The organism is Corynebacterium sp. P4-C1 (assembly GCF_030503595.1).
GTDB lineage: Bacteria > Actinomycetota > Actinomycetes > Mycobacteriales > Mycobacteriaceae > Corynebacterium.
In genome coordinates this window covers 1465082-1491157 of sequence record NZ_CP129966.1, presented here as the reverse complement: position 1 = coordinate 1491157, position 26076 = coordinate 1465082, and the positions used below count along the sequence as shown (strand labels likewise).

At 66.1% G+C, this 26076-nt stretch carries 25 protein-coding genes; 20 read left to right on the top strand and 5 right to left on the bottom strand.

All coding sequences use genetic code 11. The features are described 5' to 3' along the window. Positions 1–122 precede the first annotated feature (122 nt). The 8 genes from QYR03_RS07020 to QYR03_RS06985 all read left to right on the top strand — a co-directional run bounded on the left by QYR03_RS07020 (position 123) and on the right by QYR03_RS06985 (position 10404). Positions 123–1835, top strand: coding sequence for a uroporphyrinogen-III synthase (locus tag QYR03_RS07020; RefSeq protein ID WP_301712622.1), 1713 nt, complete (start codon positions 123–125; stop codon positions 1833–1835). A gap of 140 nt (positions 1836–1975) precedes the next feature. Beyond that, positions 1976–2974: a porphobilinogen synthase gene (gene hemB / locus QYR03_RS07015; RefSeq protein ID WP_301979015.1), complete on the top strand. Its 999-nt coding sequence runs from the start codon at positions 1976–1978 to the stop codon at positions 2972–2974. Further along, a complete protein-coding gene (locus tag QYR03_RS07010; protein WP_301712525.1) occupies positions 2971–3615 on the top strand; it encodes a hypothetical protein in 645 nt (214 codons plus the stop codon). The genes hemB and QYR03_RS07010 overlap by 4 nt, the downstream gene beginning before the upstream one ends. Positions 3616–3663: 48 nt before the next feature. Next, the gene (locus tag QYR03_RS07005; RefSeq protein WP_301712524.1) at positions 3664–4137 is read left to right on the top strand and encodes a hypothetical protein; all 474 of its coding nucleotides are present in this window, start codon (positions 3664–3666) and stop codon (positions 4135–4137) included. A gap of 108 nt (positions 4138–4245) precedes the next feature. Beyond that, positions 4246–7020, top strand: coding sequence for a cation-translocating P-type ATPase (locus QYR03_RS07000; RefSeq protein WP_301712523.1), 2775 nt, complete (start codon positions 4246–4248; stop codon positions 7018–7020). A gap of 33 nt (positions 7021–7053) precedes the next feature. Next, positions 7054–8103 (top strand): uroporphyrinogen decarboxylase, encoded by a 1050-nt coding sequence (hemE, locus tag QYR03_RS06995; protein WP_301712522.1) that lies wholly within the window; start codon positions 7054–7056, stop codon positions 8101–8103. Between the two features lie 4 nt (positions 8104–8107). After that, positions 8108–9559 carry a protoporphyrinogen oxidase gene (locus QYR03_RS06990; protein WP_301712521.1) on the top strand — a complete coding sequence of 484 codons (1452 nt, stop codon included), beginning with the start codon at positions 8108–8110 and terminating at the stop codon, positions 9557–9559. A 59-nt stretch (positions 9560–9618) separates the two neighbouring features. After that, entirely contained in the window at positions 9619–10404 is a 786-nt protein-coding gene (locus tag QYR03_RS06985) for a DedA family protein (RefSeq protein WP_259851706.1), read from the top strand. Between the two features lie 206 nt (positions 10405–10610). Here QYR03_RS06985 and QYR03_RS06980 read toward each other — a convergent pair whose 3' ends face one another. After that, complete coding sequence (locus QYR03_RS06980) at positions 10611–11534, bottom strand: hypothetical protein (protein ID WP_301712520.1); 924 nt, start codon at positions 11532–11534, stop codon at positions 10611–10613. Between the two features lie 134 nt (positions 11535–11668). On the opposite strand from QYR03_RS06980, the gene hemL reads away from it, so the two are divergent. The 7 genes from hemL (at position 11669) to QYR03_RS06945 (ending at position 18287) form a co-directional block, all read left to right on the top strand. Then, a complete protein-coding gene (gene hemL / locus QYR03_RS06975; protein WP_301712519.1) occupies positions 11669–13009 on the top strand; it encodes a glutamate-1-semialdehyde 2,1-aminomutase in 1341 nt (446 codons plus the stop codon). Positions 13010–13023: 14 nt separating this feature from the next. Further along, a complete protein-coding gene (locus QYR03_RS06970) occupies positions 13024–13638 on the top strand; it encodes a histidine phosphatase family protein (RefSeq protein WP_301712518.1) in 615 nt (204 codons plus the stop codon). An 11-nt stretch (positions 13639–13649) separates the two neighbouring features. Continuing rightward, positions 13650–14261 (top strand): TlpA disulfide reductase family protein, encoded by a 612-nt coding sequence (locus QYR03_RS06965; RefSeq protein WP_301978489.1) that lies wholly within the window; start codon positions 13650–13652, stop codon positions 14259–14261. Next, entirely contained in the window at positions 14262–15044 is a 783-nt protein-coding gene (locus QYR03_RS06960) for a cytochrome c biogenesis CcdA family protein (RefSeq protein ID WP_301712516.1), read from the top strand. It abuts the gene before it with no gap. Between the two features lie 33 nt (positions 15045–15077). Next, the gene (locus QYR03_RS06955) at positions 15078–16808 is read left to right on the top strand and encodes a cytochrome c biogenesis protein ResB (RefSeq protein WP_301712515.1); all 1731 of its coding nucleotides are present in this window, start codon (positions 15078–15080) and stop codon (positions 16806–16808) included. A gap of 107 nt (positions 16809–16915) precedes the next feature. Continuing rightward, complete coding sequence (gene ccsB / locus QYR03_RS06950; protein ID WP_301712514.1) at positions 16916–17926, top strand: c-type cytochrome biogenesis protein CcsB; 1011 nt, start codon at positions 16916–16918, stop codon at positions 17924–17926. 100 nt (positions 17927–18026) lie between these two features. After that, complete coding sequence (locus QYR03_RS06945; RefSeq protein WP_259851698.1) at positions 18027–18287, top strand: helix-turn-helix domain-containing protein; 261 nt, start codon at positions 18027–18029, stop codon at positions 18285–18287. Positions 18288–18332: 45 nt separating this feature from the next. Here the strand turns inward: QYR03_RS06945 and QYR03_RS06940 are convergent, their stop codons facing one another. Continuing rightward, complete coding sequence (locus QYR03_RS06940; protein ID WP_301712513.1) at positions 18333–18659, bottom strand: hypothetical protein; 327 nt, start codon at positions 18657–18659, stop codon at positions 18333–18335. A gap of 127 nt (positions 18660–18786) precedes the next feature. Between QYR03_RS06940 and QYR03_RS06935 the strand changes: the two genes are divergently transcribed. Then, positions 18787–19074, top strand: coding sequence for a DUF4229 domain-containing protein (locus tag QYR03_RS06935; RefSeq protein WP_301712621.1), 288 nt, complete (start codon positions 18787–18789; stop codon positions 19072–19074). 3 nt (positions 19075–19077) lie between these two features. Here the strand turns inward: QYR03_RS06935 and QYR03_RS06930 are convergent, their stop codons facing one another. Both QYR03_RS06930 and QYR03_RS06925 read right to left on the bottom strand, forming a co-directional pair. Next, positions 19078–20019 carry an AEC family transporter gene (locus tag QYR03_RS06930; protein WP_259851696.1) on the bottom strand — a complete coding sequence of 314 codons (942 nt, stop codon included), beginning with the start codon at positions 20017–20019 and terminating at the stop codon, positions 19078–19080. 10 nt (positions 20020–20029) lie between these two features. Continuing rightward, positions 20030–21073, bottom strand: coding sequence for a 1,4-dihydroxy-2-naphthoate polyprenyltransferase (locus QYR03_RS06925; RefSeq protein ID WP_259851695.1), 1044 nt, complete (start codon positions 21071–21073; stop codon positions 20030–20032). A 58-nt stretch (positions 21074–21131) separates the two neighbouring features. Here QYR03_RS06925 and QYR03_RS06920 point away from each other — a divergent pair, with 58 nt between their 5' ends. Next, the gene (locus tag QYR03_RS06920) at positions 21132–22019 is read left to right on the top strand and encodes a glycosyltransferase (RefSeq protein ID WP_259851694.1); all 888 of its coding nucleotides are present in this window, start codon (positions 21132–21134) and stop codon (positions 22017–22019) included. Positions 22020–22291: 272 nt separating this feature from the next. On the opposite strand, the gene menE is transcribed toward QYR03_RS06920, so the two are convergent. After that, a complete protein-coding gene (menE, locus tag QYR03_RS06915) occupies positions 22292–23434 on the bottom strand; it encodes an o-succinylbenzoate--CoA ligase (RefSeq protein WP_301712620.1) in 1143 nt (380 codons plus the stop codon). Between the two features lie 74 nt (positions 23435–23508). Here menE and QYR03_RS06910 point away from each other — a divergent pair, with 74 nt between their 5' ends. Genes QYR03_RS06910 through QYR03_RS06900 form a run of 3 tightly spaced genes read left to right on the top strand, consistent with a single transcriptional unit; the run spans position 23509 to position 26075 of the window. Beyond that, on the top strand, positions 23509–24621 hold the full coding sequence (locus QYR03_RS06910) for a sensor histidine kinase (RefSeq protein WP_301712619.1): 1113 nt from the start codon (positions 23509–23511) through the stop codon (positions 24619–24621). 1 nt (position 24622) lies between these two features. Further along, positions 24623–25303: a response regulator transcription factor gene (locus tag QYR03_RS06905; protein WP_301712512.1), complete on the top strand. Its 681-nt coding sequence runs from the start codon at positions 24623–24625 to the stop codon at positions 25301–25303. A 58-nt stretch (positions 25304–25361) separates the two neighbouring features. Further along, positions 25362–26075: an ATP-binding cassette domain-containing protein gene (locus tag QYR03_RS06900; RefSeq protein ID WP_301712618.1), complete on the top strand. Its 714-nt coding sequence runs from the start codon at positions 25362–25364 to the stop codon at positions 26073–26075. Position 26076: the final 1 nt, after the last annotated feature.

Genomic DNA, 26076 nt, shown 5'->3' with positions numbered 1-26076 from the left:
GCTTCCCATCTGGTCCCCCTCGCGTGTTTCGGGGGTCCTCAGCAGGCGCGATGAGCACCTTTTGGAAATTATTACTGTCGCGATCTGGCTAGAAAAGATTTGAGTCAATGACGAGTGCCGCCATGCCGCTTCCCGCGGATGAAAACGCGTCTGCCGCATCTGTGCCCACGGGCAAGGTGATTTTTGTTGGCGCGGGTCCGGGCAACCCGGATTTGCTCACCATCCGTGCCCGCGAAGTCCTCGAGCGCAATGCTGTCGCCGTGGTCGACCCAGATGTCTCCGCTGGCGTGCGCGCTGTCGTGGGGTCCGCGCTTCCGGTGCCGGAGGACAAGCTGAAAGCCGCGGAAGAGGCCTACGAAGAAATGTGCGCCAAGGCCAAGGAGGCCGGAGCACGCCGCAAACCCCCGCGCCCCGCCGGCCCGACGGCCGCGGAGCTCAGCGAATCCGCCCCGCAGGGTGAGGGCATTGTGGCCCCGTTGGAGTCTGCCCTGGACGAGGCTGCCGCAGCCATCGGACGCGGAGAAGCGGGTGACGGCGATGTGATCCGTCTCGTGGCGGGCAACCCGCTGACCCGCAACGCGATCATGGAGGAGATTTCCGCCGTGGCGGCCGCCGGGCTTGAATTCCAGGTCGTGCCGGGCATGTCCCTGCCGTCGACTGTGCCGTCTTTCGCCGGCATCGGGCTGGGCTCCACCTACACCGAGGCCGATCTGGCCAACGAGCCGGTGGATTGGGATGGTCTCGCCGCCGCCCCGCAGCCCCTGGTGCTGCAGGGCGAGGCGCGCCACCTGCCCGTCATCGCGGAGGAGCTCACCGCCCGCGGCTACAGTCCGTCGACTCCGCTGACGGTCACCGTCAACGGCACAACCCGTCTGCAGCGGACTTTCGATGCGACCCTGGGGACCGTCGGCAAGCTCGATGCTGATTTGGACGGCACCCTCGTGGTCACGATCGGCACGGCTGTCGACGACCGTTCGAAATACTCCTGGTGGGAAAACCGCCCCCTGTACGGCTGGCGCGTGCTCGTCCCGCGCGCGAAGGGGCAGGCAGGCCCGATGAACGCCCGCCTGACGTCCTACGGCGCGATCCCGCAGTCGGTGCCGACGATCTCGATGGAGCCGCCGCGCAACCCGGCGCAGATGGACCGCGCGATCAAGGGCATCGTCGAGGGCCGCTACCAGTGGATCGTGTTCACCTCCGTCAACGGCGTCAACGCCGTGTGGGATAAATTCGAGGAGCTCGGGCTGGACGCGCGCTCCTTCGCCGGCGTGCACCTCGCCGCCGTGGGCGGCAAGACCGCCGAGGCGATCCGCGCGCGCGGCATGTTCCCGGAGCTGCTGCCGCACCGCACGAAGCAGAATGCGCAGGGCCTCGTGGACGTTTTCCCGGAGTATGTCGAGGAGATCGACCCGGTGGGCCGCGTGCTGCTGCCCCGCGCCGATATCGGCACCGACGTGCTGGTCGACGGCCTGGTGGAGAAGGGCTGGGAGGTCGACGACGTGGTGGCCTACCGCACTGTCCGCGCCGCCCCGCCAGCCCCGGAAGTGCGCGACATGATCAAGACCGGTGGTTTCGACGCGGTCTGCTTCACCTCCGCGTCCACGGTGAAGAACCTCGTGGGCATCGCGGGCAAACCGCACGCGCGCACCATCATCGCCTGCATCGGCCCGATGGCAGCCGCGGAGGCGAAGGAGCAGGGCCTGCGTGTCGACGTCGTGCCCGAGGCCGCCGACGTGCCCTCGCTTGTCGACGCTCTGGCTGAGCATGTCGCCGGCCTGCGCGCCGCCGGCCAGCTGCCGCCGCCGCGCAAGAAGCGCCGCTCCCGCCGTTCCTAGTCCCGCATAGGGCGGCTGGCGGGCGCTGTTTTTGCGTGCACCGCGAACTTCCTAAGATGGGGTGCGTGTCTGATTCAGCTCTAACCCCGCACAATGCTGGTCCCGTACGCCGTCCGCGCCGTCTGCGCCGCAGCCCCGTGATGCGCGCGATGGTCGCCGAGACCCAGCTCCACCCGACGGATTTCATTCTCCCGCTGTTCGTCGCCGACGACCTCGGCGAGAGCGGGCAGAGGCGCGAGATCCCCTCTATGCCCGGCGTGTACCAGCACAGTATGGACTCGCTGGTGGAGATCTGCCGTGAGGCAGTCGAGCTGGGGGTGCCGTGCGTGGACCTGTTCGGTGTGCCGCGCGACGAGGACAAGGACGCGCAGGGCTCCCAGGCTTGGGCCGCCGATGGCATCCTGAACCGCGCGCTTGCGCGCCTGCGCCGTGAATTCGGCGATGATCTGCTGATCATGGCTGACACCTGCTTAGACGAGTTCACCGATCACGGCCACTGCGGCGTGGTAGCCACGGACGCCCACGGCAACGACGTGGTGGACAACGATGCGACGCTGCCGCTCTACGCCAAGATGGCGGTCTCTCAGGCGGAGGCGGGCGCGCACATTGTCAGCCCGTCGGGAATGATGGACGGCCAGATCGAGGTCATCCGCGCCGCGCTCGACGAAGCGGGGTGGGAGGACGTGTCCATCATGGCGTACTCCGCGAAGTACGCCTCGGCCTTCTTCGGCCCCTTCCGCGATGCGGTCGGTTCCTCGCTGACCGGCGACCGCCGTACCTACCAGCAGGACCCGGCGAATATCCGCGAGTCTCTCCTCGAGGTGGAACTCGACCTCGCCGAAGGCGCGGATTTCGTCATGGTGAAGCCCGCGCTGCCGTACCTCGATGTCCTGGCCAAGATCGCCGAGATGTCCCCGGTGCCGGTGGCGGCCTATCAGGTTTCCGGCGAGTACGCGATGATTCAGGCGGCAGGCGCCAACGGCTGGACCGACCGCGACGCCACGATGATGGAGTCGCTGATGTCCATCAAGCGCGCCGGCGCCGACCAGATCTTCACCTACTTCGCCCTCGATGCCGCCCGCATCCTCGCCGGTAATGCCGCCGGCAGCAGTGAAACCGGGAAAGCGGGTCAGCGATGACGGCATTCGGGCCGGGCACTGGGCCGGTGAGGCCGGTGGAACAGGTGAACTCTGAGAAACCAGAGAAACCGGGGAAGCCCGGCAACGGCGACGGCGAGCGCCCGGAAGCGCTGCGGTACCTGCTGTTCGCGTGGGCGATCATGATCGGCGGGGAATTGGTCCACCAGCTCTTCGGTGTGGCAGTGGCGCTGTTCGACCCGTCGGCACTGATGGAGTCCGCCCGCGAGGCCAATAAGTCCATCGGCGGTGAGGCGGTCACGGAGGATCAGGTGAAGCTGATCGTGTATGTCTCCATTGTGCTGATGGGGCTGTTCGCACTTGCTGTGGTCCTGCTTTTGGCGTTGGCGCTGAAGGCGGTCGGGGAGCGGAAGACCTGGGTCCGCAACGCCGCGATGCTGCTGGTGGTCTTCTCTGTTTTCTTCGTGCTGCGCATGGTCACGGTGTTCCTGGTCGTCGGCGCGAACACCGAGGGGATCCCCACAGCCGTGGTGGCGCTCGACGGGGTGATCCAGATCATCGCCGGTGTGGCCGCCGTCTGCGGGTTGATCTTCGCCTACCAGGACGACGTGAAGCGGTGGACTGCCAAGCGAGATGCTAAAGACGGGCGGGGCAACCATAATGATTCACATCCTGTTGCCTAGCAACACAACCCACTGAGCGATCGGGAGTCCCACACCACCATGGCCGGAATGTTCCCCACGATGATCAGCCACCCAGACGATGCCAACCGCCGTTCGTCTGTCGAGGCTGGCGACGAGTGGCCGCGCACGCTGCAGATCGGTTTCTACCTTGTCTGCGCCGCGGCCGTGGTCATGCTGCTTCTCGCGATGCTGCTGCTCAGCCGGGGCTTCCCGGCGGGTCTGGACGAGTCGGTGCGCCAGCCTTTCATGGCTAACCTCCGGGTGACCGCCTTCGGCAACATCATCTTGGCGGTGGCGGTGGTCTCCGCTGCGTCGTATTTCCGGCAGGGCAGCCGCAAGGCCCGCCGGTGGGCGGCGGGGGCGACGGCCCTAGCGCTGTTCATCAACTTGGCGGCGTTCTTCACCCACGTTCTCTCGGTGTGGGCGGCGATGGCTGTCGTGATTCCGCTCGCTTTCGCGATGCTGTTCACCTTCCGGCCGGACTCCAACGCTTTCGTGGATAAGATGAGCCCGCGATTCTAAATCTTCAACCGCGGGGGCTGCAGTTGCCAGCCCGCGCAAATTTTCACGACTACGCGATGAACACGACTACGTGGAGAACACGGCGACCGCACGGAAAGGGGTGAGACTGTGGCCCAGGAACATGACGCAACGAATGTCAAGGATGACGAACGCGAAGAAGTAGACGCGGCTGAGGCATCCGGCACCGCCGACGACCCGGCTGACGGTGCCGCGACCCCGGCACCCCCGGAAGAGTCCACGGTCGATCCCGACGTGGCGGATGCGGTGGATTCAGAGGATGCGGCTGACAGCGCCGCGGGCTCGCTGGGCCGCTCCATCGAGGACGCGCATGAGGCCGCGCGCGAGGCTGGCTTCGGTATCGGCGAGGACGCGGACGATACGGACCACTCCGGGTGGGCCGCTGTCGGCGACCTTCCGGACCGCCCGCACGTGTCCTATTCTTTCCTGCTGGAGGAGCTTCCGGCGGTACCGGACGTGGACAAAGTCGAGGAAGCGGTGGAGGAGCTCGACGGTGTGCAGTGCCGCATCGTCTACCCGAGCTCCACGGCGTGGGTCACCGCGCCGGACACGACGAGCCCGGCGGTGATTCTGCAGGCTTTCACCGATTGCGGGATCACGGCGACGATGTCGGAGACATCCCTGCTGCGCTACGCGGCGCGGGCGCAGACAGCCGAGCACCATGCCCGCCGCAAGCCGGTCAAAGACTTGCCCAGCCGTATGCGCCGGCGGCAGCGCCTGGCGGCCCGCTCCCTGGATAAGGCCCGCCGAGCGGGTTACGGCCAGCCGCGCCAGCAACAGAAGCACGAGGACGTGCTCTACACCGCACGCGACATGGTCACCCCGGCCCGCATGTGGTTGGCGCTGGTGCTCACCATCCCGGTCTTGGTGATGGCGTATTTCGAACCCGCCCAGTTCGACGGCTGGCAGTGGGTGTCGCTGGCGTTGGCCACGCCCGTCGTCACGTGGTGCGCGTTCCCGTTCCACCGCGCGATGCTGGGCGGAGTGCGGCGGGGAATCGCGGCGCTCGACGGGGCGAGCTCGATTGCGGCGATCATCGCGTACGTGTGGTCAGCGGCGGTCATCGCGTTCGCGCCGACGGGTCACCGCGGTTGGCATTCAGCGTTCTCTTGGTTTGCCTCGACGCAGGGCACGGCCGACGGCCCGGAGCTCTTCCTCGATGTCGCATGCGGCATCACCTCGCTGCTGCTGATCGGCAGGAGGTACTCGATCCGTGCACGGACATTGCTTATCGACGAGCTCGACACCGAGGCCCTCGACCCCGACACCGAGTACGTCCGCGTCAGTAAGAAGCGCGGCGGGGCGGACTGCGACGAAGAGAGCATTCCTGTCTCCGAGATCAACCGCGGCGACGACATTGTCGTGCACCCCGGGGAGGTCATCCCCGTGGACGGCAAGATCATGGGCGGCCGTGCACTGCTCGAGCCGGGGCTGATCGACTTCCACGAACAGGTGGATGTGAAGGTCGGCTCCATCGTCCACGCTGGATCGGTGATTCGCGAAGGCGAGATCAAGGTCCGCGCCCAGCGCACCGGCCACGCCACGCGTTGGCAGGCAGTGCACCACTGGTTGACGGATGTGGACCGCCGCCAGCGCCATGCGTCGGTGCAGTACGCCCGTGGCGCTGCGTTGCTGTTGCCGATCGCGATGGCGGTTGCTTTCGCCAGTTTCATTCTGTGGGGCCTGATCGCCCGCGACTACAATGCTGCGCTGCGCACTGCCTTGGCGGTGCTGTCCGGTGTGGCCCCGGCGGCGTTGGCGCTGTCTCCCTCGCTCGCTTTGCGCTTGGGGGTGGAATCCGCGGCGCGCCACGGGATGCTCGTCCGCGACGGCGTGGTTCTGCGCAACTTGGAGGACATCGACACCGTCGTGTTCAACCGGGTGGGCACCTTGGCCGAGTCGAAGATGTTCGTCGAGTCCGTCACGGCGCTCGACGGGGAGAGCGAGGAGATGGTCCTGCGCATCGCCGGCGCGCTGTCAATGGAGTCCTCCCACCCGGCGACCCGTGCGCTGGTCCAGGGTGCGCGCGAGGCCCGTGCGCAGTCGGGCGGCGGCGACCCTTCTTCGCCGGTCCGCTACGAACTGGTCAGCATAGAAGAAGAGCCCTCCGGCGACGTGACGGGCCGGATTTCGCTGACCTACGTTGACGAGGAAGGCCACGAGACCGCCACACAGGTCGATGCCCGCCTGTGGCGGCCCGTGAACCTGTCGAACCTGCATGGCGCCCTTGCCGTGGCCGCCACTTCAGGCGGCACTCCCGTCGTCGTGGGGTGGAAGGGCAAGGACCGCGGCGTGATCACCTTGTTCGACCCGTACAAGGATGACGCGGACGAGGCGGTGATGGCGCTGGAGTCCAGGGGCTTGGAAACCGTGATGCTCACCCGCGACACCTACCCGGTGGCGCGCCGCATGGCCGACTACCTGGGCATCTCCACTGTGCTCGCCGGCATCACCAACGACCGCAAGCCGGGCGCGATCCGCAATTTGCGTGCTGGTGGCGCGCACGTGGCGGTGGTCGGCGACAACACCGTTGCCGACGCGCTCCGCGCGGGAAATGTCAGCATGATGTACGCCACCACCGAGGACATCGAGTCCGGTCAGCAGCGCCGCCGCAGGCTGTCCGCTGTCCTGCTGCGCAGCGACGTGATGGCGGTTCCGCAGCTGATCGTGCACGCGCAGCGGGTCGGGGCGATCATCGACAGGAACCAGTTCCTGGCCTGGGGGTACAACATTGCGGTTCTCGCTGGGGCGGCGGCAGGGGCGATCCCGCCGATCGCGGCGACGGTGCTGATGCTCGGAGCGTCGTTGCTCATCGAGTTTCTCTCCATGCGGGCACGCCGCTTCCCGCGGGTCGACCGGTTGTGACACCTGCGGGCCCGATGGGCCACAATGGACTGCATGACCCGACGTGAGCTGACTCAAGCCCCCATTGTGGAGGCCGCTTACGGCCGCACGCCGTCGCGAACCCCAGTGTGGTTCATGCGGCAAGCTGGCCGCTCCCTGCCGGAATACCGCGCCGCGCGCGAAGGCATCGCCATGCTGGATTCGTGCTTCATGCCGGAGTTGCTCGCGGAGATCACGTTGCAGCCGGTCCGCCGCCATGATGTGGATGCCGCGATCTTGTTCTCCGACATCGTCGTGCCGCTCAAGGCTGCGGGAGTGGACGTGGAGATCGTCCCGGGCCGCGGCCCGGTGCTGGCGCAGCCGGTGCGCACCAAGGAGGACGTGGCCAATCTGGCGGTCCTCGACCACGAGGTCGAGGAAGTCGCGCAGGGGATCAGCCACATCCTGGACGAGCTGAGCGACACCCAGGCGCTGATCGGCTTCGTCGGCGCACCTTTCACGTTGGCGAGCTACCTGGTCGAGGGCGGGCCGAGCAAGAACCACGAGAAAACCAAGGCCATGATGCACGGCGACCCGGACACGTGGCACGAGCTAATGCGCCGCCTGATTCCCACCATCACGGCGTTCCTGCGCACACAGGTGGAGGCGGGCATCGACGCGATGCAGCTTTTCGATTCCTGGGCGGGCTTTCTCACCGAGGCGGATTACCGCCGTCACGTGCTTCCGTACTCCACGGAGATCCTGGAGACGGTCCAAGGGGAGATCCCGCGCATCCACTTCGGTGTGGCCACGGGTGAGCTGCTCGGCGCTATGTCGGAGGCGGGCAGTGAGGTGATGGGCGTCGATTGGAGAGTTCCGCTCGACCGCGCCGCGGAGCGTTTCGCATCCCCGCGTGTGCTGCAGGGCAACCTTGACCCGGCGCTGTTGTTCGCCGGCGAGGGTGTCGTCCGCGAGGAGGTCGCCCGGATCAAGGCGGAGGCGGCCCGCGCGATCGATGCCGGCACAGCCACCGGACACATTTTCAACCTCGGCCACGGCGTGATGCCGGAGACCGACGCGGAAGCGATCACCGAAGCCGTCCACATCATCCACGAGGAGGCGTAACGGCGTGAAAATTGCGATCATCGGGGCTGGTCTTGCCGGGCTCACCGTGGCCTACGAGCTGCGTGGCACGGACGCAGAAGTCGACGTGTACGAGGCCACCGACAGGATCGGCGGCAAGTTGCACACCGTCGCCTTCGAGGGCGGCCCGACGGACATGGGCGCTGAGGCGTTCATGGCGCGGCGCCAAGATGCCGTGGACTTCTTCACAGAACTCGGCCTGGAAGATTCGCTCGTGGAGCCGTCCGGTCTGCGCTCGCTCGTGTGGGTCGACGCCGAGGCACGCCAGCTGCCCACCGGCGGCATCATGGGCATCCCCGGCTCATCGGAGACCGTCGCGCATTTGGTCTCGGAAGAAACAGCGAAGCGTATCGACGACGAATCCACCCGCCCCGGCTTCACCTGGCCCGCGGAAGGGGACCTGAATGTCGGCGCGCTGGTGCGTGAGCGCTACGGCGACGAGGTCGTGGACAATATCGTGTCTGCCTTGCTCGGCGGCGTGTATTCCTGCACGGCTGACGATCTCGGTGTGCGCGCGACAATTCCGCAGCTGGCGGCGGAATTCGACCGGTTGGCCGCCGAATCGGAGGGCCGGACGGTCCACCTGTCCACCGCAGTGAAGAATTTGGAGGAGCAGCAGGCCGCGAAGCGCAAGGAGCTGCCCACCGGCCACGGCGCCGTCTTCAACGCCTTCCGTGAGGGCTACCAGGAGGTCTACGAGACCCTCGCGGAGAAATCCGGCGCGGACATCTACATCGACGCGTTCATCTCCGGAATTGAACGGGTCGACACCGAGAGCGGGGAGAACAACAGCACAAACAGCGAGAACAGCACCGGCAGCACCGGCAGCTTCCGTCTCAAGGGCGGGGAAGACACTGGCTACGACCACGTCGTGCTCGCGGTTCCTGCGCCGACGGCGGCGTTGCTGCTGAAACAGATCGCGCCGGAGGCTTCCCAGTCGTTGTCGACGGTGAAGCTGGCCAACTCGGCCGTGGTAGGCATGCGGTTCGCCACCGATAAAGGACTACCGGAGAACTCCGGTGTGCTGGTGGCCACCGGCGCCGAAGACGTGCGGACGAAGGCGTTCACCTTCTCCTCCCGCAAATGGCCTCACCTGGCGGAACGCGGCGGGGCGCTGGTCCGCGCCAGCTTCGGTCGCTTCGGTGACGACATCGCCATCCGCGCCAGCGAAGACGATCTCGTGGACTGGGCGCTCGACGACCTGCAGACCATCACCGGTTTCGACGGCCGCGGGGCAGGTCTGGAGGAAATCTACGTGCAGCGCTGGTTCGGCGGTCTCCCGCGTTTCGACGAGAAGCATGTGGCGACGGTGGGGGACGTCGATAAGCGACTTGCCGCTGTCGACGGAATCTCCGTGACCGGTGCCTGGGCTGGCGGTGTCGGTGTGCCCGCGGTGATCGCGCACGCGCGCGGGGTGGCGCGGAAGCTCGCGCACTGAGACTCTGAGGCACTGAGACGCTGAGACTCTGTGGCGTCGACGCGGTAGGTTTATGAACCATGTCGCACGACAGCCGAGATGAAACCCAGCCGTTGCCCGGACACGAACCTGACGCCGGCCCCGAAACGGTGACGGACACGCCCTCCGCGAACGAAGCCGAACGCGAATGGTGGGAAGAGCCCGGCATGCCGTGGAACACCAAGCCCACCAAAGAGGACTACTGGTGCCTCGGCTGGTTCGGCTTCGTAGGCATCTTCGGCATGGCCCTCATCCCGTTCCGCGCGTGGTTGCTCGGCCTGGAACCGCCGATCCTGCTGGCGCTGACCGGCTCGCGCGTCGGTGCCGCCTCCACGGGCGCGCTTGTCTCGGAGGGGGAGGCCTCCGGCTGGATCTGGTACGTGCTCCTGGGCACCCTGATGGCCATCAAATTCGACTGGGTCTACTGGTGGGGCGGCAAACTCTGGGGCCGCGGCATGCTCGACGTGCAGGCGGAGAACTCCAAACGCATGGGCAAGAACATCGCGCGCGTGGAGGGCTGGTTCCACAAACTCGGCTGGCTGGCCGTCTTTCTGGCGTATCTGCCCATTCCGCTGCCGATCAAATTCGTGGTGCTCGTGCTCACCGGTGCCACGGGCATGTCGGTGAAGAAGATGCTCGTGCTGGACTTCCTGGCCAAACTGGCGTGGACGCTGTTGTACTTCTGGCTCGGCTGGATGATCGGCCACCCCGTCGTGTACGTGCTCGAGCAGTACGCGAAGGTGGCCAACTGGATCGCGATCGGCCTGCTCGTGGTCGTCTTCGTGGGAATCTTCCGCCGCCAGTCGAAGAACGCGCCGGCGGCGTAGGCGGGCGCCGCGTCAGGCACGCTTGCCGGGCTTCTCGCGCTTCCGCAGCATGCGCTGCCGGCTCGCGTAGCTCTGTGCCGGTGTCCGCATGAACTGAACGGCATGGACTGGACCACATGAATCGAGTGTGTTTCGGGTTTTCGAGTCGAGGCGGCGCGCGTCACCGCGTTGATGCAGGAATATCCATGCGGTTCAGTTCGTGCAGTTCAGTTCATGCGCGCGCCGCCGACTACTCCCGCCGACCGCTCCTGCCGACCGCTCCCGCCGACCGCCCGCACCGACCACCCCACCTCGAGCTCCCCGCCGGGGTCGAGGACGGCGAGGTCCTCGCCGGTGTTCAGCGCATCCGGGGGATCAGTCATCGGTTCCACTGCCAGGTGCCGCTGCGGCGAGGTGAACAGCTGGGTCCACGGCATATTCGGTGTGGCGGTCAGTTCGACGCCGGTGCCGGAGGCGTCGACAAGCCGGGCGAGGCGGGGGCGGTTGAGGGGGTCGTAGCCGGTGTCGTCGAGCTGCGTTCCGCGCATGGGGATGGGGCTGTGTGACCAGGGCTCGCGGGCCCCGGCGGGAACGAGGCGCTCGTTCACCGGCTGGCGCTCGGCGATGGTGTGGTGCAGAACGCACTCGTCCAGCGGTGCCCCTTGCGCGTCGAGGTAGGTGTGCACGCCGAGGGCGCACGGCGCCGGTTCATCGGCGAGGTTCACGGCGGTCATTGTCGATTCCAAGCCGGAATCGGTGAGGGCGTAGCGCACGGTCAGTTCAATCGGCCACGGCCATCCGGGTTCTGGGCCGAGCACTGTGCGCAAGACAGCGGCGGCGGCGGAGTGCCCGACGATGTCGAAGAGGCGCCAGTGCGTGAATCCGTGGATCGCATGCCCGCGGTCAGGCTCACTGACGGCGAGCTCATGGCGTTTGCCGCGGAAGGTGAACACGGCGTCGGCGACGCGGTTCGGCCACGGAGCCATCACGATGTTGGCGGCTTGCGGCGGGTGGGTGCCCTGCGCGAAGCTGCGCAGCAGGGGCCGGCCGTGAAAGGTCAGTTCACGGACCGCGGCGCTGGAGGCTGAGACGACGGCGCGCACGGCGCCGCGCGACAGAACGACTTCGGGGACTGGGTGGCCAACGCTCATGCAAGGATTATCGGTCGCCGGGCAGTCCCGCGGGAAATCCACCCGGCACCGCCGCGCTGCCCTCGGATGCGGAAAGGGCGGCGGCGGAACAGGGGCGATTCGTCACCGTGGGGCGCTGGCCTAGAATCGGGTCCATGACTTCTTCCGCATCGAGCTCGCCGTCCACCCCGACTTCGCAGAACACGGCCCGGTCTGCCGCGCTGTTCGAGCGCGCGAAGGCTGTCACGCCCGGCGGTGTGAATTCGCCGGTGCGGGCTTTCGGTTCGGTGGGCGGGCAGACGCGCTTCATCAAGGAAGCGCACGGTTCCACGCTTATCGACGTCGACGGGAACTCCTACGTCGACCTTGTCGGCTCCTGGGGTCCGATGATCCACGGCAACACCCACCCCCAGATCGTGGAGGCGGTGGAAAAGGCCCTGAAGGACGGCCTGTCCTTCGGTGCGCCGACGGAGGCTGAGGTGCGCCTGGCGGAGATGATCGTGGAGCGCACCAGCGTCGAGCAGGTCCGCATGGTCAATTCCGGCACCGAGGCCACCATGTCCGCGGTGCGGCTGGCGCGCGGCTACACCGGCCGGTCGAAGATCCTGAAATTCGAGGGCTGCTACCACGGCCACGTGGACGCGCTGCTGGCATCCGCCGGCTCCGGCGTTGCCACCTTCGCGCTGCCGGAGACTCCTGGAGTGACCGGCGCGCAGGCCGGCGACACGATCGTCGTGCCCTACAACGATCTGGACGCGGTGCGCGAAGCATTTGCCGCCCACCCGGGCGAGATCGCCGCGGTCATCACTGAGGCCGCCGCCGGAAACATGGGCACCGTCGCCCCGGAAGAGGGCTTCAACCAGGCGCTGAAGGACATCGCGCACGCCGATGGCGCGCTTTTGATCATCGACGAGGTCATGACCGGTTTCCGTACCTCCTACCGCGGCTGGTTCGGCGTTGACGGAGTGGCCGGCGACTTGACCACCTTCGGCAAGGTCGTCTCCGGCGGCCTTCCCGCGGCGGCTTTCGGCGGCCGCAAGGAGATCATGGAGAAGCTGGCCCCGACCGGCCCCGTCTACCAGGCCGGCACGCTTTCGGGTAACCCGGTGGCGATGGCGGCGGGGGAGGCGTCGTTAAGCATTGCGTCGGAGGAGATCTACCCGCAGCTGGGCGCCAACGCCGACCGCCTGGCGGACATGCTGCACGCAGCGCTCGACCGCGCGGGCGTTGCTCACAACCTGCAGCGCGCCGCGACGATGCTGTCGGTCCGTTTCGCCGAGGGGCAAGGCCGCAATTTCGCCGACATGAAGGCCGCGGACACGTTCCGTTACGCCCCGTTCTTCCACGCGCTTCTCGACGCCGGGGTGTACGCCGCCCCCAGCGCCTTCGAGACCTGGTTTGTGTCCACCGCCTTGACCGATGCAGACTTTGAGAAGATCGAAAAGGCACTGGACCCCGCTGCCGAAGCGGCTGCGGCGGCCACGCCGGACGCTTAAGGCGAGGGGAGCACATGGCTGAAACCGGGCAACGCACTGTCGTGCACCTTGTGCGCCACGGGGAAGTCCACAACCCGGGCAAGATCCTCTACGGACGCCTGCCGGATTTCCACCTGAGCGCGCGCGGACGCTCCATGGCGGCGCGCACCGCCACCAGCTTCACGGGCCGCGACATGACGTACCTGGCTGCCTCCCCACTGGAGCGCGTCCAGGAGACAGCCGCGCCGATCGCCGAGGTGACGGGCCTGGACATCCGCACCGACCCGGACTTGATCGAGGCCGGCAACATCTTCGAGGGGTTGCGCACCAAAGGCTTTCCATCCCAACTGATGAACCCGATCCGCTGGCGGCACATGACCAACCCGCTGCAGCCGAGCTGGGGTGAGCCGTACACGGAGATTCTCGAGCGGATGCAGCGCGCTATTGCCACAGCACGCACCGAGGCCAGAGGCCACGAGGCTGTCCTGGTGTCCCACCAGCTGCCCATCGTCATGGTGCAGCGCTGGGCCGACGACAAGCGGCTGGCGCACATGTCGCGGAACTGCGATTTGGCCAGTGTCACCTCGCTGACCTTCGACGGGGACACATTGACCGGCTGGACCTACGACGAACCGGCAAGGGATATCTAATGCGTTTGACCATGAGGACGACCACACGGAAAGCACTGGCCATTCTCACGGCGGGTGCGCTGTCCACGACGGCGCTGACCGCGTGCGTGACGACGAATTCTGGCGAGACTTTCTCCTTCCACTCACCGGGCGGGCAAGTGGAGATCTTCTACGAGGAGGACGAACGTGCCCCGCTGCAGGACTTCTCCGGTGAATCCCTGACGGAACCGGGAACGCAGATCTCCCTGTCGGATTTCGATGGGCAGATCGTCGTGCTCAACGCGTGGGGGCAGTGGTGCGCGCCGTGCCGCGCAGAAGTCGACGACCTTGAGGAAGTGCAGCAGCACTTCGCTGAAACCGCGGACGGCGGGGCACCTGCCGGTACGGTGCTGGGCATCAACGTGCGCGACCACCAGCCGGATATCGCCCGCGACTTTCTGAAGGACAACGGTGCGACCTACCCGTCGATCTACGACCCGCCATTCCGCACCGCGGGTGCTCTCGGCGGCATTCCCACCTCGGTGATCCCCACGACCGTGATCCTGGATAAGCAGCACCGCCCCGCAGCAGTCTTCCTGCGCGAGATCTCCGCCGATGACATCATCACGGTCACCGACCGCCTGGCGGCCGAGGCAGAGGCGTAGATGGGACAGACATTCGCTGACCTCGCCGCCTCCGGCCCGCTGCTGCTGGGAATTCTCGCGGCGGCGCTCGCCGGACTGGTCTCCTTCGCCTCACCGTGCGTGGTCCCGCTGGTGCCGGGGTATATGTCGTATCTCACCGGCATCGTGGGCGGGGAGGTGACACTGGACCGCGGCGAGCTGGCTGTGGGCCGCAAACGCAAATGGGCAGTAGTCGGCGCTGCAGGCCTGTTCATTCTCGGTTTCACCGTGGTCTTCCTGCTGGCCACCGTCACTGTCTTCGGCGCGATCAGCCTGATCAGGCTCAATGAGGAGACGCTCATGCGCGCCGGCGGTGTCATCACCATCCTCATGGGGCTGGTGTTCATGGGTAGTGTGCCCATGCTGCAGCGCGACACCCGCATGCAGCCGAAGAAATGGGCGACCTGGCTGGGCGCCCCCCTGCTCGGCGGGGTCTTCGCGCTCGGCTGGACCCCGTGTTTGGGGCCTACGCTCGGCGCGGTGATCTCCGTGTCAGTGGGCACCGAGGGCTTCACCGCAGTGCGCGGCATCATCCTGGTCGTCGCGTACTGCCTCGGCCTGGGAATTCCGTTCCTGCTCATGGCGCTCGGCTCCGCGCATGCGGTGGAGGCCATCGGTTTCCTGCGCAAGCACTCGCGTACTATCCAGATCATCGGCGGAGTGGCCATGATCGTGGTGGGCGTGCTGCTGCTCACCGGAGCATGGAACGTGTTCATCGGTTGGACCCTCCAATGGGTGGACGGCTACGGCACCACCCTGCTGTAGTTGTAACGGACGCGAATATGATTCGGAAACGACATGCTTAACACCGCGACGACGTGGGCGAAGAAACTCTGGCACTGGTTGACCAGCATGCGCACCGCGCTGATGCTGCTGTTCCTGCTCGCGCTCATCGCTGTTCCGGGAGCCCTGCTCCCGCAGCGCGAGATCAGTGAGAGCCAGGTCAACGAGTACCTCGACGCCAATCCAGTCATGGGCAATATCTACGACAAGCTCATGCTTTTCGACGTCTTCTCGTCCCCCGTCTTCGTCGCCCTGCTGACCTTGCTGGTCATCTCCCTGGTCGGCTGCATCATTCCGCGCTCCGTCGACCACTACAAGGCCTACAACGCCAAACCGACGCGTGCGCCGAAGTACCTGCACCGCATGCCGCACCACGCCTCCGCGACCACGGGGATGAGCGTGGAGGAAGCAACCGCCCGCACCGAGCGCACCCTGCGCAAATGGCGTGTTGCCCACTACAAGCCGGAAGAGGACCGCGCCGGGGTGCTGTCGATCTCCGCTGAGCGCGGCTACGCACGCGAGCTGGCGAACCTGCTGTTCCACATCTCCATCGTGGCCCTCATCGCGATCTTCGCCTACGGCCGCATGGTCTTCTACGAAGGCCAGGTCATCGTGGTCACCAACTCGGAGTCGGAATATGCCGTGCCGGTCGAGCAGTCGCGCGAATTCTGCAACACCTCGCCCGCGAACTTCGACACCTTCCGCGCCGGCCCGCTTTTCGACGGCACCGGGCTCACCCCCTTCTGCTTCATCTCCGAGAATTTCACCGCCAACTACCTGCAGAACGGCCAAGCGGACTCCTTCTCCTCAAAGGTCGCCTATGCGGACGAGAAGAAAATGACCTCCGACCCGGCCAGCTGGGACGAGTACACGCTGCGGGTCAACCACCCGCTGCGTATCGGCGGCGACCGTGTCTACCTGCAAGGCCACGGCTTTGCGCCGCAGATCACCGTCACGTGGCCGAACGGGGAGACCCGCACCCAGATGGTGCAGTACCGCCCGACGGACCTGACTTTCTTCCTGTCCAACGGCGTGATGCGCTTCGACCCGCCGGCGGGCATGTACCCGGACCTCGGTGAGCGCCGCAAGCACCAGCTGGCCCTCGAGGGTGTCTTCGCCCCGACAGCGCAGTGGACTGGCCCGAACGGCGACATGCTGCAGTCGGCGTTCCCGTCGATGAATGACCCGGCGGTCTCCCTCGATGTTTATGTCGGCGACGCGGGTCTTGACACGGGCCGCCCGCAGAATTTCTTCGCGCTCGACCAGACACTCATCGCCAACGGCCAGCTGGAGCGCGCTGACCGCGTGCACTTGGCCGCCGGGGAAGAAGTGGAAGTGCCTACCGGGGTGAAGGGTCTTGACGGTCAGGACGAGGTGGTCAAGGTGCGTTTCGACGGCGCCGCCGAGTACGCCAACTACCAGATCTCCCGCGACCCGACGCAGCTCTGGGCCCTGGTGGCCACCGTGGCCATGCTCGGTTCCCTCGTCGGATCACTGCTGATTAAGCGCCGCCGCATCTGGGTCCGCTTCACACCGGACACCGAGACCGGCGGGACGACCCTGGAGATCGCCGGCCTGGCCCGCACCGACCGGGCCGGGTGGGGCAGCGAATTCGACGACGTGGTCGACGAAATCCTCCACGGCCGTTCCGGCTCCAGCGTGGATTCCGGCGCCGAAGGGGCCGGCATCGATGTCGGAGGGGACAACTACGAAGAAGACGATGACGACGAAGAGGAATGGCACTAGCCGCAACCTCCCGCCCTTAGCGGATGAGCTGGGTTTTCACCCCCGTTAGAGCTTGCTGACCAGCGAAATCCTTGGTCGTGTAGGCGACGTGGAGTACCGTAACCTCCATGGATGTCAATACCTCCCTGGCCCAAGTGTCGGACCTGTCTCTGCGCACCGCCTTCGCGGTCTACATCGTGGCGCTGGTTCTCTCCTGCGTCCACTACATGCGCACGCAGGCCGTGATCGATTTGCGCCGCGAACAGAAGGCGGCGGCCAAGGACCGCGAGCTCGTCGCCGTGGGCGACGGTGGGCCGGAGGCGGTGTCGGATGTCGATAAGCCTGGCGTCGACACCGCTGAGCTCGACGCCGCCCGCGAACGCTCCCGCAAAATGGCGGGTGCCGCGCAGGGCCTGATCTGGGTCGCGATCGCGTTCCACGTGGTGGCCACGGTGACCCGAGGTATGGCCGTCAGCCGTTTCCCGTACGGCAACATGTATGAGTTCGTGCTCACCACCACCGCCATCGCGATGGTGGTGGCCGCCGTGATCATCCAGACCAAGCGCTGGCACACGATGTGGCCGTGGCTGCTCGCCCCGGTGATTGTGCTGATCTTCCTTGACGCGACCGTGCTGTACGCGGAAGCCGCCCCGCTCGTGCCGGCGCTGCGTTCCTTCTGGTACCCATTCCACGTCTCCACCGTGTCTATTGGCGCGTCCCTAGGCCTGATCTCCGGTATGTTCTCCCTGCTGTACCTGCTGCGCCTGCGCCATCCGCGCGGTCAGGAGAAGGGCTTCTTCGGTGCCATCGCGAAGCCGCTGCCGACCGCGAAGAAGCTCGATTCCTACGCCTACAAGACCGCGATTATCACCCTGCCGGTCTTCGGCATCGGCATCATGCTCGGCGCGATCTGGGGCGAGGTGGCCTGGGGCCGCCCCTGGGGCTGGGACCCGAAGGAGACCGTCGCCCTGATCACCTGGATCCTGTACGCCGCCTACCTGCACGCCCGCGCGACGGCGGGCTGGCGCAACGCGTTGGCTGCGTGGATCAACGTGGCTGCCTTCGCCACCGGTGCGTTCAACCTGTTCTTCATTAACCTGGTGGCCTCCGGTCTGCACTCCTACGCCGGCCTGAACTAATTCCCAGCACTTTCAATAGTGCATTGACGGGGTTGAACAACACACGTGTGTTGTAGTAACAATTATTGACACTCACGTTCAATAAGAAGGAGTCTGTGCGGTGCCTTCACCCCGGAAAAAGCTCGGCAAACCGGCAAGCGACATCCCCGTCCTGATCAAGCTCGGCGAGGCCCTAGCGCAGCGCCGCCGCGAGGCGGGCCGCCTCCAGCAGGAAGTCGCCGCCACGGCCGGTGTGTCCCGCTCCACCCTGCACACCATCGAGCACGGCGGTGCCGGTGTGCGCTGGGAGAAAGTCGCGGCTGTCGCTGAGGCGCTCGGCCTGAGCATTGAGTGGGTGGAAACCCTCGACACGCAAGACTGACCCCTCGGCCTCAGCGGGGGCTACGGGGGTAGGTGCCCGGTGTTTCTAGGTGCTGGGGGTACCTGGTGCGTCCGGTCCGGCACTGCCGTCGCCGTTACCGGGCCGGTTTCCGCGCTCGCGCCGCAAACGGCGCTCTTCCTCCTCGCGCGCTTTGCGTTCGGCCTCTTCCTTCGCGCGTCGCTCCTTGAAGCGGTTTTTCTCGATATTCCAGAGGAATTCCTCGTCATCGTCCGGTCCCTTGATCACCGGGGTCTGCTGCTGGCTCTTGTCGGGGCGGAGTGAGCCGTAGCGCTCGCTGCTTCCCGGCCCGAACGCGCGCCACAGCAACCACACTGCGACGATGATGAGAACAAGAAGGATAAGGCGTCCCATACCTTCACGATACTGGTTCGCCTGCGGCCCTTTGAGCCGGGTACGCTCTACAACCGTGACGGACCCAGCAGCACCCCAGACAAGCCGTGAGCCCGGCCGGACGCCGGGAGACAACAGCGCCCCCGCACTGGACGCGGGCGCGCGCAAGCGGGCCAACCGCGCCGCGCTGGTATACGGCGGGCTGCGCCTTGGCCTCTTTATCGTTCTCACGGTCGTGATTCAAGCAATCGCCGTGCTTATCGGCGCACCCGTCCCCCTCGTCATGTCCGCCCTCCTGGCCTTGATCGTGGCGTTCCCTCTGTCCATGCTGATCTTCTCGAAGCACCGTGTGGCCGCCACGGAGGCCATGGCGACGTGGAACGAGCAGCGCCGGGCCCGGAAGCAGTGGGTCAACGACGAGCTCGCCGACCGGTGAGCCCTAGAACCCTTTGCCGAACAGCAGCGCGATGGCGATCATCGCGGGCAGGGACGCGAATGTGGTGATGAAGACGGTGTCGCGGGCCACCGTCTCGCCCGCGCGGTAGTTCGCCGTGTAGTTGTACACGTTCTGCGCCGTGGGCAGAGCCGACAGGATCACCGCCGCGTAGAGAGCCGTACCGTCGAGCCCCGCGAGCAGCCCCAGCACCCACGCTGCAGCGGGCATGAAGGTCAGCTTCAGTGCGGATGCCGTGATCGTCGCGGGACGGTCGGGCCCTTCAGCGAGCACCCCGCCGCCGCGCAGACTGGCACCGAAGCTCATGAGGATCATCGGGATGGATGCCCCGCCGAGGATCTCCAGCGGCTCCATCACCGGGGCAGGCACCGTCCATCCCGCCGCGGAGATGACCAGGCCGATCAGCGGGGCGACGACCACCGGTGCCGTCAGTCCCGATTTCACCGCCTTGAGCGCGTTCTGGGCGCGTGATTCGCGGGAATCCGGGTTGACGTCCAAGCCGCCGATGACGATGGGGGAGACGATCACCATCTGCATCAGCAGCACCGGCGCCACATACGTCGCGTCGCCGATGACGTATACCGCGATCGGAAGGCCGATATTCACCGAGTTGAAATAGCTTGCCGACGCCGCCCCCGCCATCCGCGTCGGCACATCCGCTCTGAAGAACACCGCGGAGATGATCCAGAACACCGCCATCGTCACCGCAGTGGCTGCAAAGACCACGCCGACGACGGGGGAGAGGAATGTCGACGTGTCGGACTCCGCCACCGTGGTGAACAGCAGGGACGGCGACGCCACCCAATAGGCGACGCGGTTGAACATCAGGCGTTGCTCGCCTTCACCGATCACACCGCGGTGGGCGAGCACATAGCCCGCGCCGATGACGACGAAGATGATGGCGAAGCCGGTCAGGACATCAAGCACAGGACTAGCTCTACATCATCGCGTCGGGGACGTACATGGTCCAGCCGAAATCGCTGTACGGCACCGCATCGCCCAGAGTGAGGAACGGTGAACCCGCGATCAGGGCCCCGGCCATGATGACAGCCCAGATCAGCAATGCCCGGCCGTTGGAGCCCAGCACGGGAATGAGATCGGCGCCAGCCGCGCCGCGCCGCACCTTCAGCACCGAGCTGAGCGCCAGCGGCAACGCGGCGAGCGCCAACAGCGTGGGTGCGTAGGCGGCACCGATGAACACCGTGATCACGAACGGCGTGAGGGTGAGCACGGTGAAGAGGCGGCGGGCGCGTTCGTCGCCAAGCATCACGGCGAGCGTGCGTTTACCGGCCTCGGCATCGGTGGGAATATCGCGGATATTGTTCGCTAGATTGATCGCCGCGGAGATCGCGCCAACCGATACAGCGCAGCCGAGGCCCACCCACGAAATAGTGCCTGCCTGTGTGTACTGGGTGCCCAAGACAGCGACGAGACCGAAGAACACGAAAACGGACAACTCCCCGAAACCCCGGTAGCCGTACGGGTTCTTCCCGCCCGTGTAGAACCACGCGGCGAGAATGCACGCCGCACCCACAAGGATCAGCCACGGTGCACTCACCGCGGCCAGCAGCAACCCGGCCAAGGCGGCGACCCCGAAGGAGAGGAACGCCGCCAGCTTCACCTGCTCCGGGCGGGCCAGACCGGAGGCCGTCAGACGGGTCGGACCGGTGCGCTCGTCGTCGGTGCCGCGGATACCGTCGGAATAGTCATTGGCGTAGTTGACGCCGATGATCATGCCCATGGCCACGATCAACGCGAGGACAGCCAGCGGGATACTGCACCAGAATTCGAAGGCGGCCGCACCCGTGCCCACGATCACCGGGGCAGCGGCATTGAACCATGTGTGGGGGCGGGCGGCCTCCCACCAGTCCTTCGCGGTAGCCCCGCCGGGAGCAGTTTCCGCGCGGGTGTCGGCGCTGTTCACGCCGTCGTTGTCGCTGGATTCTCCGGGGGTCGGGGTCGATTCGTCACTCGCGCTCATACACACCATGATGCACTCAAAGCTTCGAAAACGTGAAGCTCGACTAAAGTAACGCTTCATGTGGATCGACTATGCCGTCCGCCAGGTGTTGCATACTGCCGGAACGCTCGCCCGCCAGCCGGCCTTGCTTTTGGCTACCCGCGCACGGCGGCTGTCGTTTCCTGAACTGGGCCAAGCCGGTGAGGACGGCGGCCACAACACAGTCATCTCCTTGACCACCCACGGCAAGCGCCTGTCCACCTCCGTCTACTGCATCGCTTCCCTCCTCGTCGGCAGCCGCCGCCTGCCGGTGATCCTGTGGCTCGACGAGGAGGACTACCACGGCACATGGCCGAAGGGGCTGCACCGCCTGCAGGAACGCGGCCTGACCATCCGCTGCTCCGACGGCAAATACGGACCGCACACGAAGTACTACGGCACATTCCAGGAATTCGCCGGGACGGGCACCCGCGTCATCACCGTCGACGACGACATGATGTACCCGCGCTGGTTCGCCGAGAAACTAGTGAATTCCGCCGATGCGGACCCCGACTGCGTGGTCGCGTACCGGGCCCACACGATCACCCTCGACGCTGGCGGCATGCGCCCTTACAAGGAGTGGAAGGCGACGCGTTCAACGGCACCGTCGCCACGCCACTTCGCCACAGGAGTGTCTGGTGTGGCGTACCCGGCGTCGATGGTCGATTACGTCGCCGGTCTGGGCACCAGCTTCCAAGACAAAGCCCCGCGCGCCGACGACGTATGGCTCAACCACTGCGCGCTGCGCTCCGGCCACCTCGTGCGCCAGGTCTACCCGCACCCGCGCGAGTTCTCCGTCATCCCGGCCAGCCAGCGCGAGGCGCTCGTGCACCACAACCACTGGCGCGGCGGCAACGACGTGCAGATCTCGGCGACCTACGCCCAAGAGGATGTGGAGACTCTCCAGGCTTCCGTTCCTGTGGAGTAGAGCTCGACGAACCGCCCCGCCGACTGGGGTCTCAGATCGCTCGGACCGCCCACCGACCGCCCGGACCGCCAACAAACCGGGGCCCGGATTACTTGGTTCGGACCAACCGGTGAATCTGTTTGCATTTTCCGTATGCCTGAAGCTTTATAAGCACTGGTAGGGCAGTTTTGGGTATCGGCGTGAAAGGCACCGAACACAAACAGATTCACCTGTGGGTGAGCACCAACGAATCGGTGGCGCGGTCAACGTGATGCTCAGGGCCAACTTGATGTTCAGAACAACTCGCGCACCGCGATTCGGTCCACCTTGCCGGGACCGGTGACGGGCATCTCCCTGACATGGCGCACGTCCTTCGGAATCTGCCAGCGGGGCAGGTCGTCGAAGGCTTCCATGAGGTCGCTGACGGCGGCGGACCCGGAGTAGGCGGCGCAGATCCGCTGGCCGAGGCGCTCGTCGGGAACGCCCACCACGCAGGCGGCGGTGATGCCACCGAGAGAGAGCATGAACTCTTCGAGGACTTCCGGCTGGAGCTTCAGGCCACCGGTTTCGATGATGTTGTCGAGGCGGCCGGTGACGCGTAAAACACCGTTGTCCAGCTCACCAGCATCGGAGGTGGCGTACCACCCTTCTTCGGCGAAGGCGGGATGGTCCGGAATATTGCGGTAGCCCCGGGCGACCATGGGGCCGCTGAGGTGGATCCGGCCCTCGTCGCCCACCACGCGCACCTTCGCGCCAGCCAGGGGAGTGCCGTTGTAGACGCAGCCGCCGGAGGTCTCGGAGGAGCCGTATGTGGTCACTACGTTGATCCGGAGTTTCGATGCGGAGTCGAGCATTTTCGGGTTGATACGCCCGCCACCGACGAGCACTGCGCTGAAAAGGCGAAGCGCTTCAATTCCGGCGAGTGTGCTCATTGCCTTGTTGAGCTGCATCGGAGTCAGGGCCGTGTACATGCGTTCGTCTGTGGCGGCGAGCTCGTCGGCGCGTGTCGCGAATTCACCGGTGCTGAAGCCTCTGGTGAGGTCGACGAAGGCGGGTTCGACACCGGCGACCATGCTGCGCACCAACACTTGCAGGCCCGCGATGTGGTGCGCCGGCATCGCCAGCAGCCACTGGCCCGGCCCACCGAGGAACTGGTGCGTGGCGTCGGCGCTGGCCACAAGGTTCAACGGGGTGAGCTCCGCGCCCTTTGGCGTGCCGGTGGAGCCCGAGGTGGCAACAACGACCGCGACGGAATCATCGATGGGCTGCCCGGCCCGCATCGTGGTGCGCAGCGTTTCCGCACGGTGTCTGTCGGCCTTCGGCACCGGAAGCACCGCGCACTGGCCGGCGATCGCGGCTTCCAAGTCCGGCATGATTGCCAGCGGGTCGGCAAGGTCGACGGGGAGCAGTTCGAGCATGTTCGGCACGCGCGTCATATTAGCGCGGGCCAGTCTCCTCCCGTGGGAGGAGGAGCGGACGGACACGGGCGGTTAGGCTCGATCGCGTGCGTATGAGATCCGGTGAGGTTGTGGTGTCCCTGCTGGGTGCCGTTCTCGCGACGGCGTACACGGCGATGCTGTTCACTGGGCGCGTCGGTGCGACAGATTGGATTCAAGCGGCGTTGTCGTGGGCGTTCGTGGGGGCGTTGGCGCAGTGGCAGCGGCGGCCAGCGTTGGTATCCGCGCTCATGGTGGGGCTGAACATTGCGTGGTCGGTTCTCTGGGTCATCGCGCCGACGAATATCGGATACACGCTGTGGGTCGTGCTCGTGCCGTTGGCGGTGTACCTCGCACGGCGGAAGGTGGGCGGCAGATTCGCCTGGACCATCGCGGGTGCGGCTGCGGCGTGGTCGGTCGCTTCTCCGTTCATGTGGACGTGGGATGACCGGCTTGTGCTTTTCTACCGTAGGCCGGTCGATGCGGCTCTCATGCTGGCGTTGCACTGGGCGGTTCTTGCGGTCGCGTACCTCATGGCGGCGAACGGGGCGGCCGAAGAAGCGGCGAAGGCGAACGAGGCGCGTAGGCGGGAAGAGAAGATCGCCGCTGCGCGGGAGGAGGAGCGGCTGGACACCGCACGTGAGATTCATGATGTGCTCGGGCATTCCCTGACGTTGATCAAGGTGCAGGCGAATGCTGGGCTCGCCGCGGGCACCGAGCGGGAGTCGCTGGAGCTCATCCGTAATGTTGCGGCTGAGTCGCTCAGGGACATCCGGTTGCTGGTCAAGGGCCTGCGCGACGAGGGGCCGGGGTTAGCTCCGGCCGGTGGTGCGGACAGTATTCCGGCCGTCGTCGACCGGTTCCGTTCCACCGGCATGGAGGTTGCGCTGGACATGCCGGACTCGTTGAAGATGCCGGCAATCACGGAGCAAGCGGCGAACCGCATCATCGGTGAGTCGTTGAACAACGCTGTGAAGCACCAGGACAAGCCCGCAGCCCGCGTCACCATCGCGCAGGAAAAGGGCAATATCGTCGTGAAGATCGCGTCGACGGGGCGGCCGTCACCTAACCCGGGCGCGGGTACGGGCATTGTCGGCATGCAGGAGCGCGCACGAGCCACAGGGGGCCATCTGGATTTCACGCAGGACAGCAACACAGTCACCGTGACCGCGACGTTGGGGGTGTGAGATGCGCATTTTGCTTGCCGACGATCAACCCATGCTCCTGTCCGCCCTCACCACCATCTTGAACACGCAGCCGGACATCGAAGTGGTGGCCACCGCCCGAAACGGCGCGGAGGCGGTGACCCAAGCGGAGGCAAGCTGCATTGGTTCTGCCCCCGGCACCGGCAGCGATATCGATGTGGCAGTTCTGGATATCCGGATGCCGGTGCTCGATGGGATCTCCGCAGCACGCCAGATCATGCCTTTGGGTCCGAAGGTGATCATGCTGACCACCTTCGACGACGACGCTCTCGTGCAGGAGGCGATCGAGGCCGGAGTCCACGGATTTCTGCTCAAAGACGCTGAACCGGACGCGCTTGCCGACGCCGTCCGCACCGTTGCTCGAGGCGATTCCGTCCTGGCAAGTGGTGTGACGGGGAGGGTGCTGGAATGGGTGCGGGGCGGCGTCGATAAGCGAAATGCGCTGAATGATTTTGAGCGCCAGGCGATGTCGCTGCTCACCGGCAGGGAGCTGGAGGTGCTCGCGGAAATCGCGGATGGGGCGACGAACGCGGAGATCGCGCAGCGGCTGTTCATCGCGGAAACCACAGTGAAAACGCATGTGAAGAATTTGCTGCACAAGCTCGGCGCGCGCGACCGCGTGGCACTGGTGCTGATCGCGCAACGGGCGGGAATCGCTGAGTAGAAATTCCTCCCGCAGGAGGATCACAGCGCTGACCTGGCGCTGAACAATGGTGCGCATGATCAACTCGCACCTTGCCTGCAAAGACGTTTCCGTCGCTTTCGGCGACCACCGTGTACTGGACGGAGTGTCGCTGACGACCGTTCCCGGGCGCGTACATGCGCTGCTCGGGCCGAATGGCGCCGGCAAGTCGACGCTGATGTCCGTGCTGCTGGGACTCGTTGAGCCGGACAGCGGCGCGGTGACGCTGATGGGGCAGCCGTTTGAGCGTTCGCGGCTGCGCTTTGTCGGTGCGTCGATCAACGACCCGGCGTTCTACGGGCACCTCAGCGCTCGCGACAACCTGCGGGTGCACACCACGCTGCTCGGGTTGCCGGATTCGGAGGCGGACCGGGTCATTGAGCTCGTCGGGCTGGGCACCGCGGGCAAGAAGAAGGCGTCGAATTTCTCCACCGGCATGAAGGGGCGCCTCGCACTGGCGCAGGCGCTGCTCGGCGAGCCGCCAGTGCTGGTGCTCGACGAACCGCAGAACGGCCTCGACCCGGAGGGGATCGCGCACCTGCGTGGGTATTTGCGGGACTATGCCCGCGCCGGGCGCACGGTGCTGGTCAGCTCGCACCAGCTCGGTGAGGTGCTGCACCTGGCCGACGATGCGACCGTGATCGCCGACGGCACTGTGCGCTTCGCTGGTGAGCTGCGCGAACTCGGGCCGAATCTGGAGGAGTCCTTCTTCCAGCTCACCCGCGGCACCGCCGCGGCGGGGGAGGTGCGCTAGC

Bases quoted from the DNA above. Each gene is read 5' to 3' on its own strand.
- QYR03_RS07010 (WP_301712525.1), top strand. From the start codon at position 2,971: ATGACGGCATTCGGGCCGGGCACTGGGCCGGTGAGGCCGGTGGAACAG.
- QYR03_RS06905 (WP_301712512.1), top strand. From the start codon at position 24,623: ATGCGCATTTTGCTTGCCGACGATCAACCCATGCTCCTGTCCGCCCTC.
- ccsB (WP_301712514.1), top strand. From the start codon at position 16,916: ATGGATGTCAATACCTCCCTGGCCCAAGTGTCGGACCTGTCTCTGCGC.
- hemL (WP_301712519.1), top strand. From the start codon at position 11,669: ATGACTTCTTCCGCATCGAGCTCGCCGTCCACCCCGACTTCGCAGAAC.
- QYR03_RS07020 (WP_301712622.1), top strand. From the start codon at position 123: ATGCCGCTTCCCGCGGATGAAAACGCGTCTGCCGCATCTGTGCCCACG.
- hemB (WP_301979015.1), top strand. From the start codon at position 1,976: ATGCGCGCGATGGTCGCCGAGACCCAGCTCCACCCGACGGATTTCATT.
- menE (WP_301712620.1), bottom strand. From the start codon at position 23,434: ATGACGCGCGTGCCGAACATGCTCGAACTGCTCCCCGTCGACCTTGCC.
- QYR03_RS07005 (WP_301712524.1), top strand. From the start codon at position 3,664: ATGTTCCCCACGATGATCAGCCACCCAGACGATGCCAACCGCCGTTCG.
- QYR03_RS06970 (WP_301712518.1), top strand. From the start codon at position 13,024: ATGGCTGAAACCGGGCAACGCACTGTCGTGCACCTTGTGCGCCACGGG.
- QYR03_RS06955 (WP_301712515.1), top strand. From the start codon at position 15,078: ATGCTTAACACCGCGACGACGTGGGCGAAGAAACTCTGGCACTGGTTG.
- QYR03_RS06985 (WP_259851706.1), top strand. From the start codon at position 9,619: ATGTCGCACGACAGCCGAGATGAAACCCAGCCGTTGCCCGGACACGAA.
- QYR03_RS06965 (WP_301978489.1), top strand. From the start codon at position 13,650: ATGAGGACGACCACACGGAAAGCACTGGCCATTCTCACGGCGGGTGCG.
- QYR03_RS06940 (WP_301712513.1), bottom strand. From the start codon at position 18,659: ATGGGACGCCTTATCCTTCTTGTTCTCATCATCGTCGCAGTGTGGTTG.
- hemE (WP_301712522.1), top strand. From the start codon at position 7,054: ATGACCCGACGTGAGCTGACTCAAGCCCCCATTGTGGAGGCCGCTTAC.
- QYR03_RS06920 (WP_259851694.1), top strand. From the start codon at position 21,132: ATGTGGATCGACTATGCCGTCCGCCAGGTGTTGCATACTGCCGGAACG.
- QYR03_RS06980 (WP_301712520.1), bottom strand. From the start codon at position 11,534: ATGAGCGTTGGCCACCCAGTCCCCGAAGTCGTTCTGTCGCGCGGCGCC.
- QYR03_RS06925 (WP_259851695.1), bottom strand. From the start codon at position 21,073: ATGAGCGCGAGTGACGAATCGACCCCGACCCCCGGAGAATCCAGCGAC.
- QYR03_RS06910 (WP_301712619.1), top strand. From the start codon at position 23,509: ATGAGATCCGGTGAGGTTGTGGTGTCCCTGCTGGGTGCCGTTCTCGCG.
- QYR03_RS06960 (WP_301712516.1), top strand. From the start codon at position 14,262: ATGGGACAGACATTCGCTGACCTCGCCGCCTCCGGCCCGCTGCTGCTG.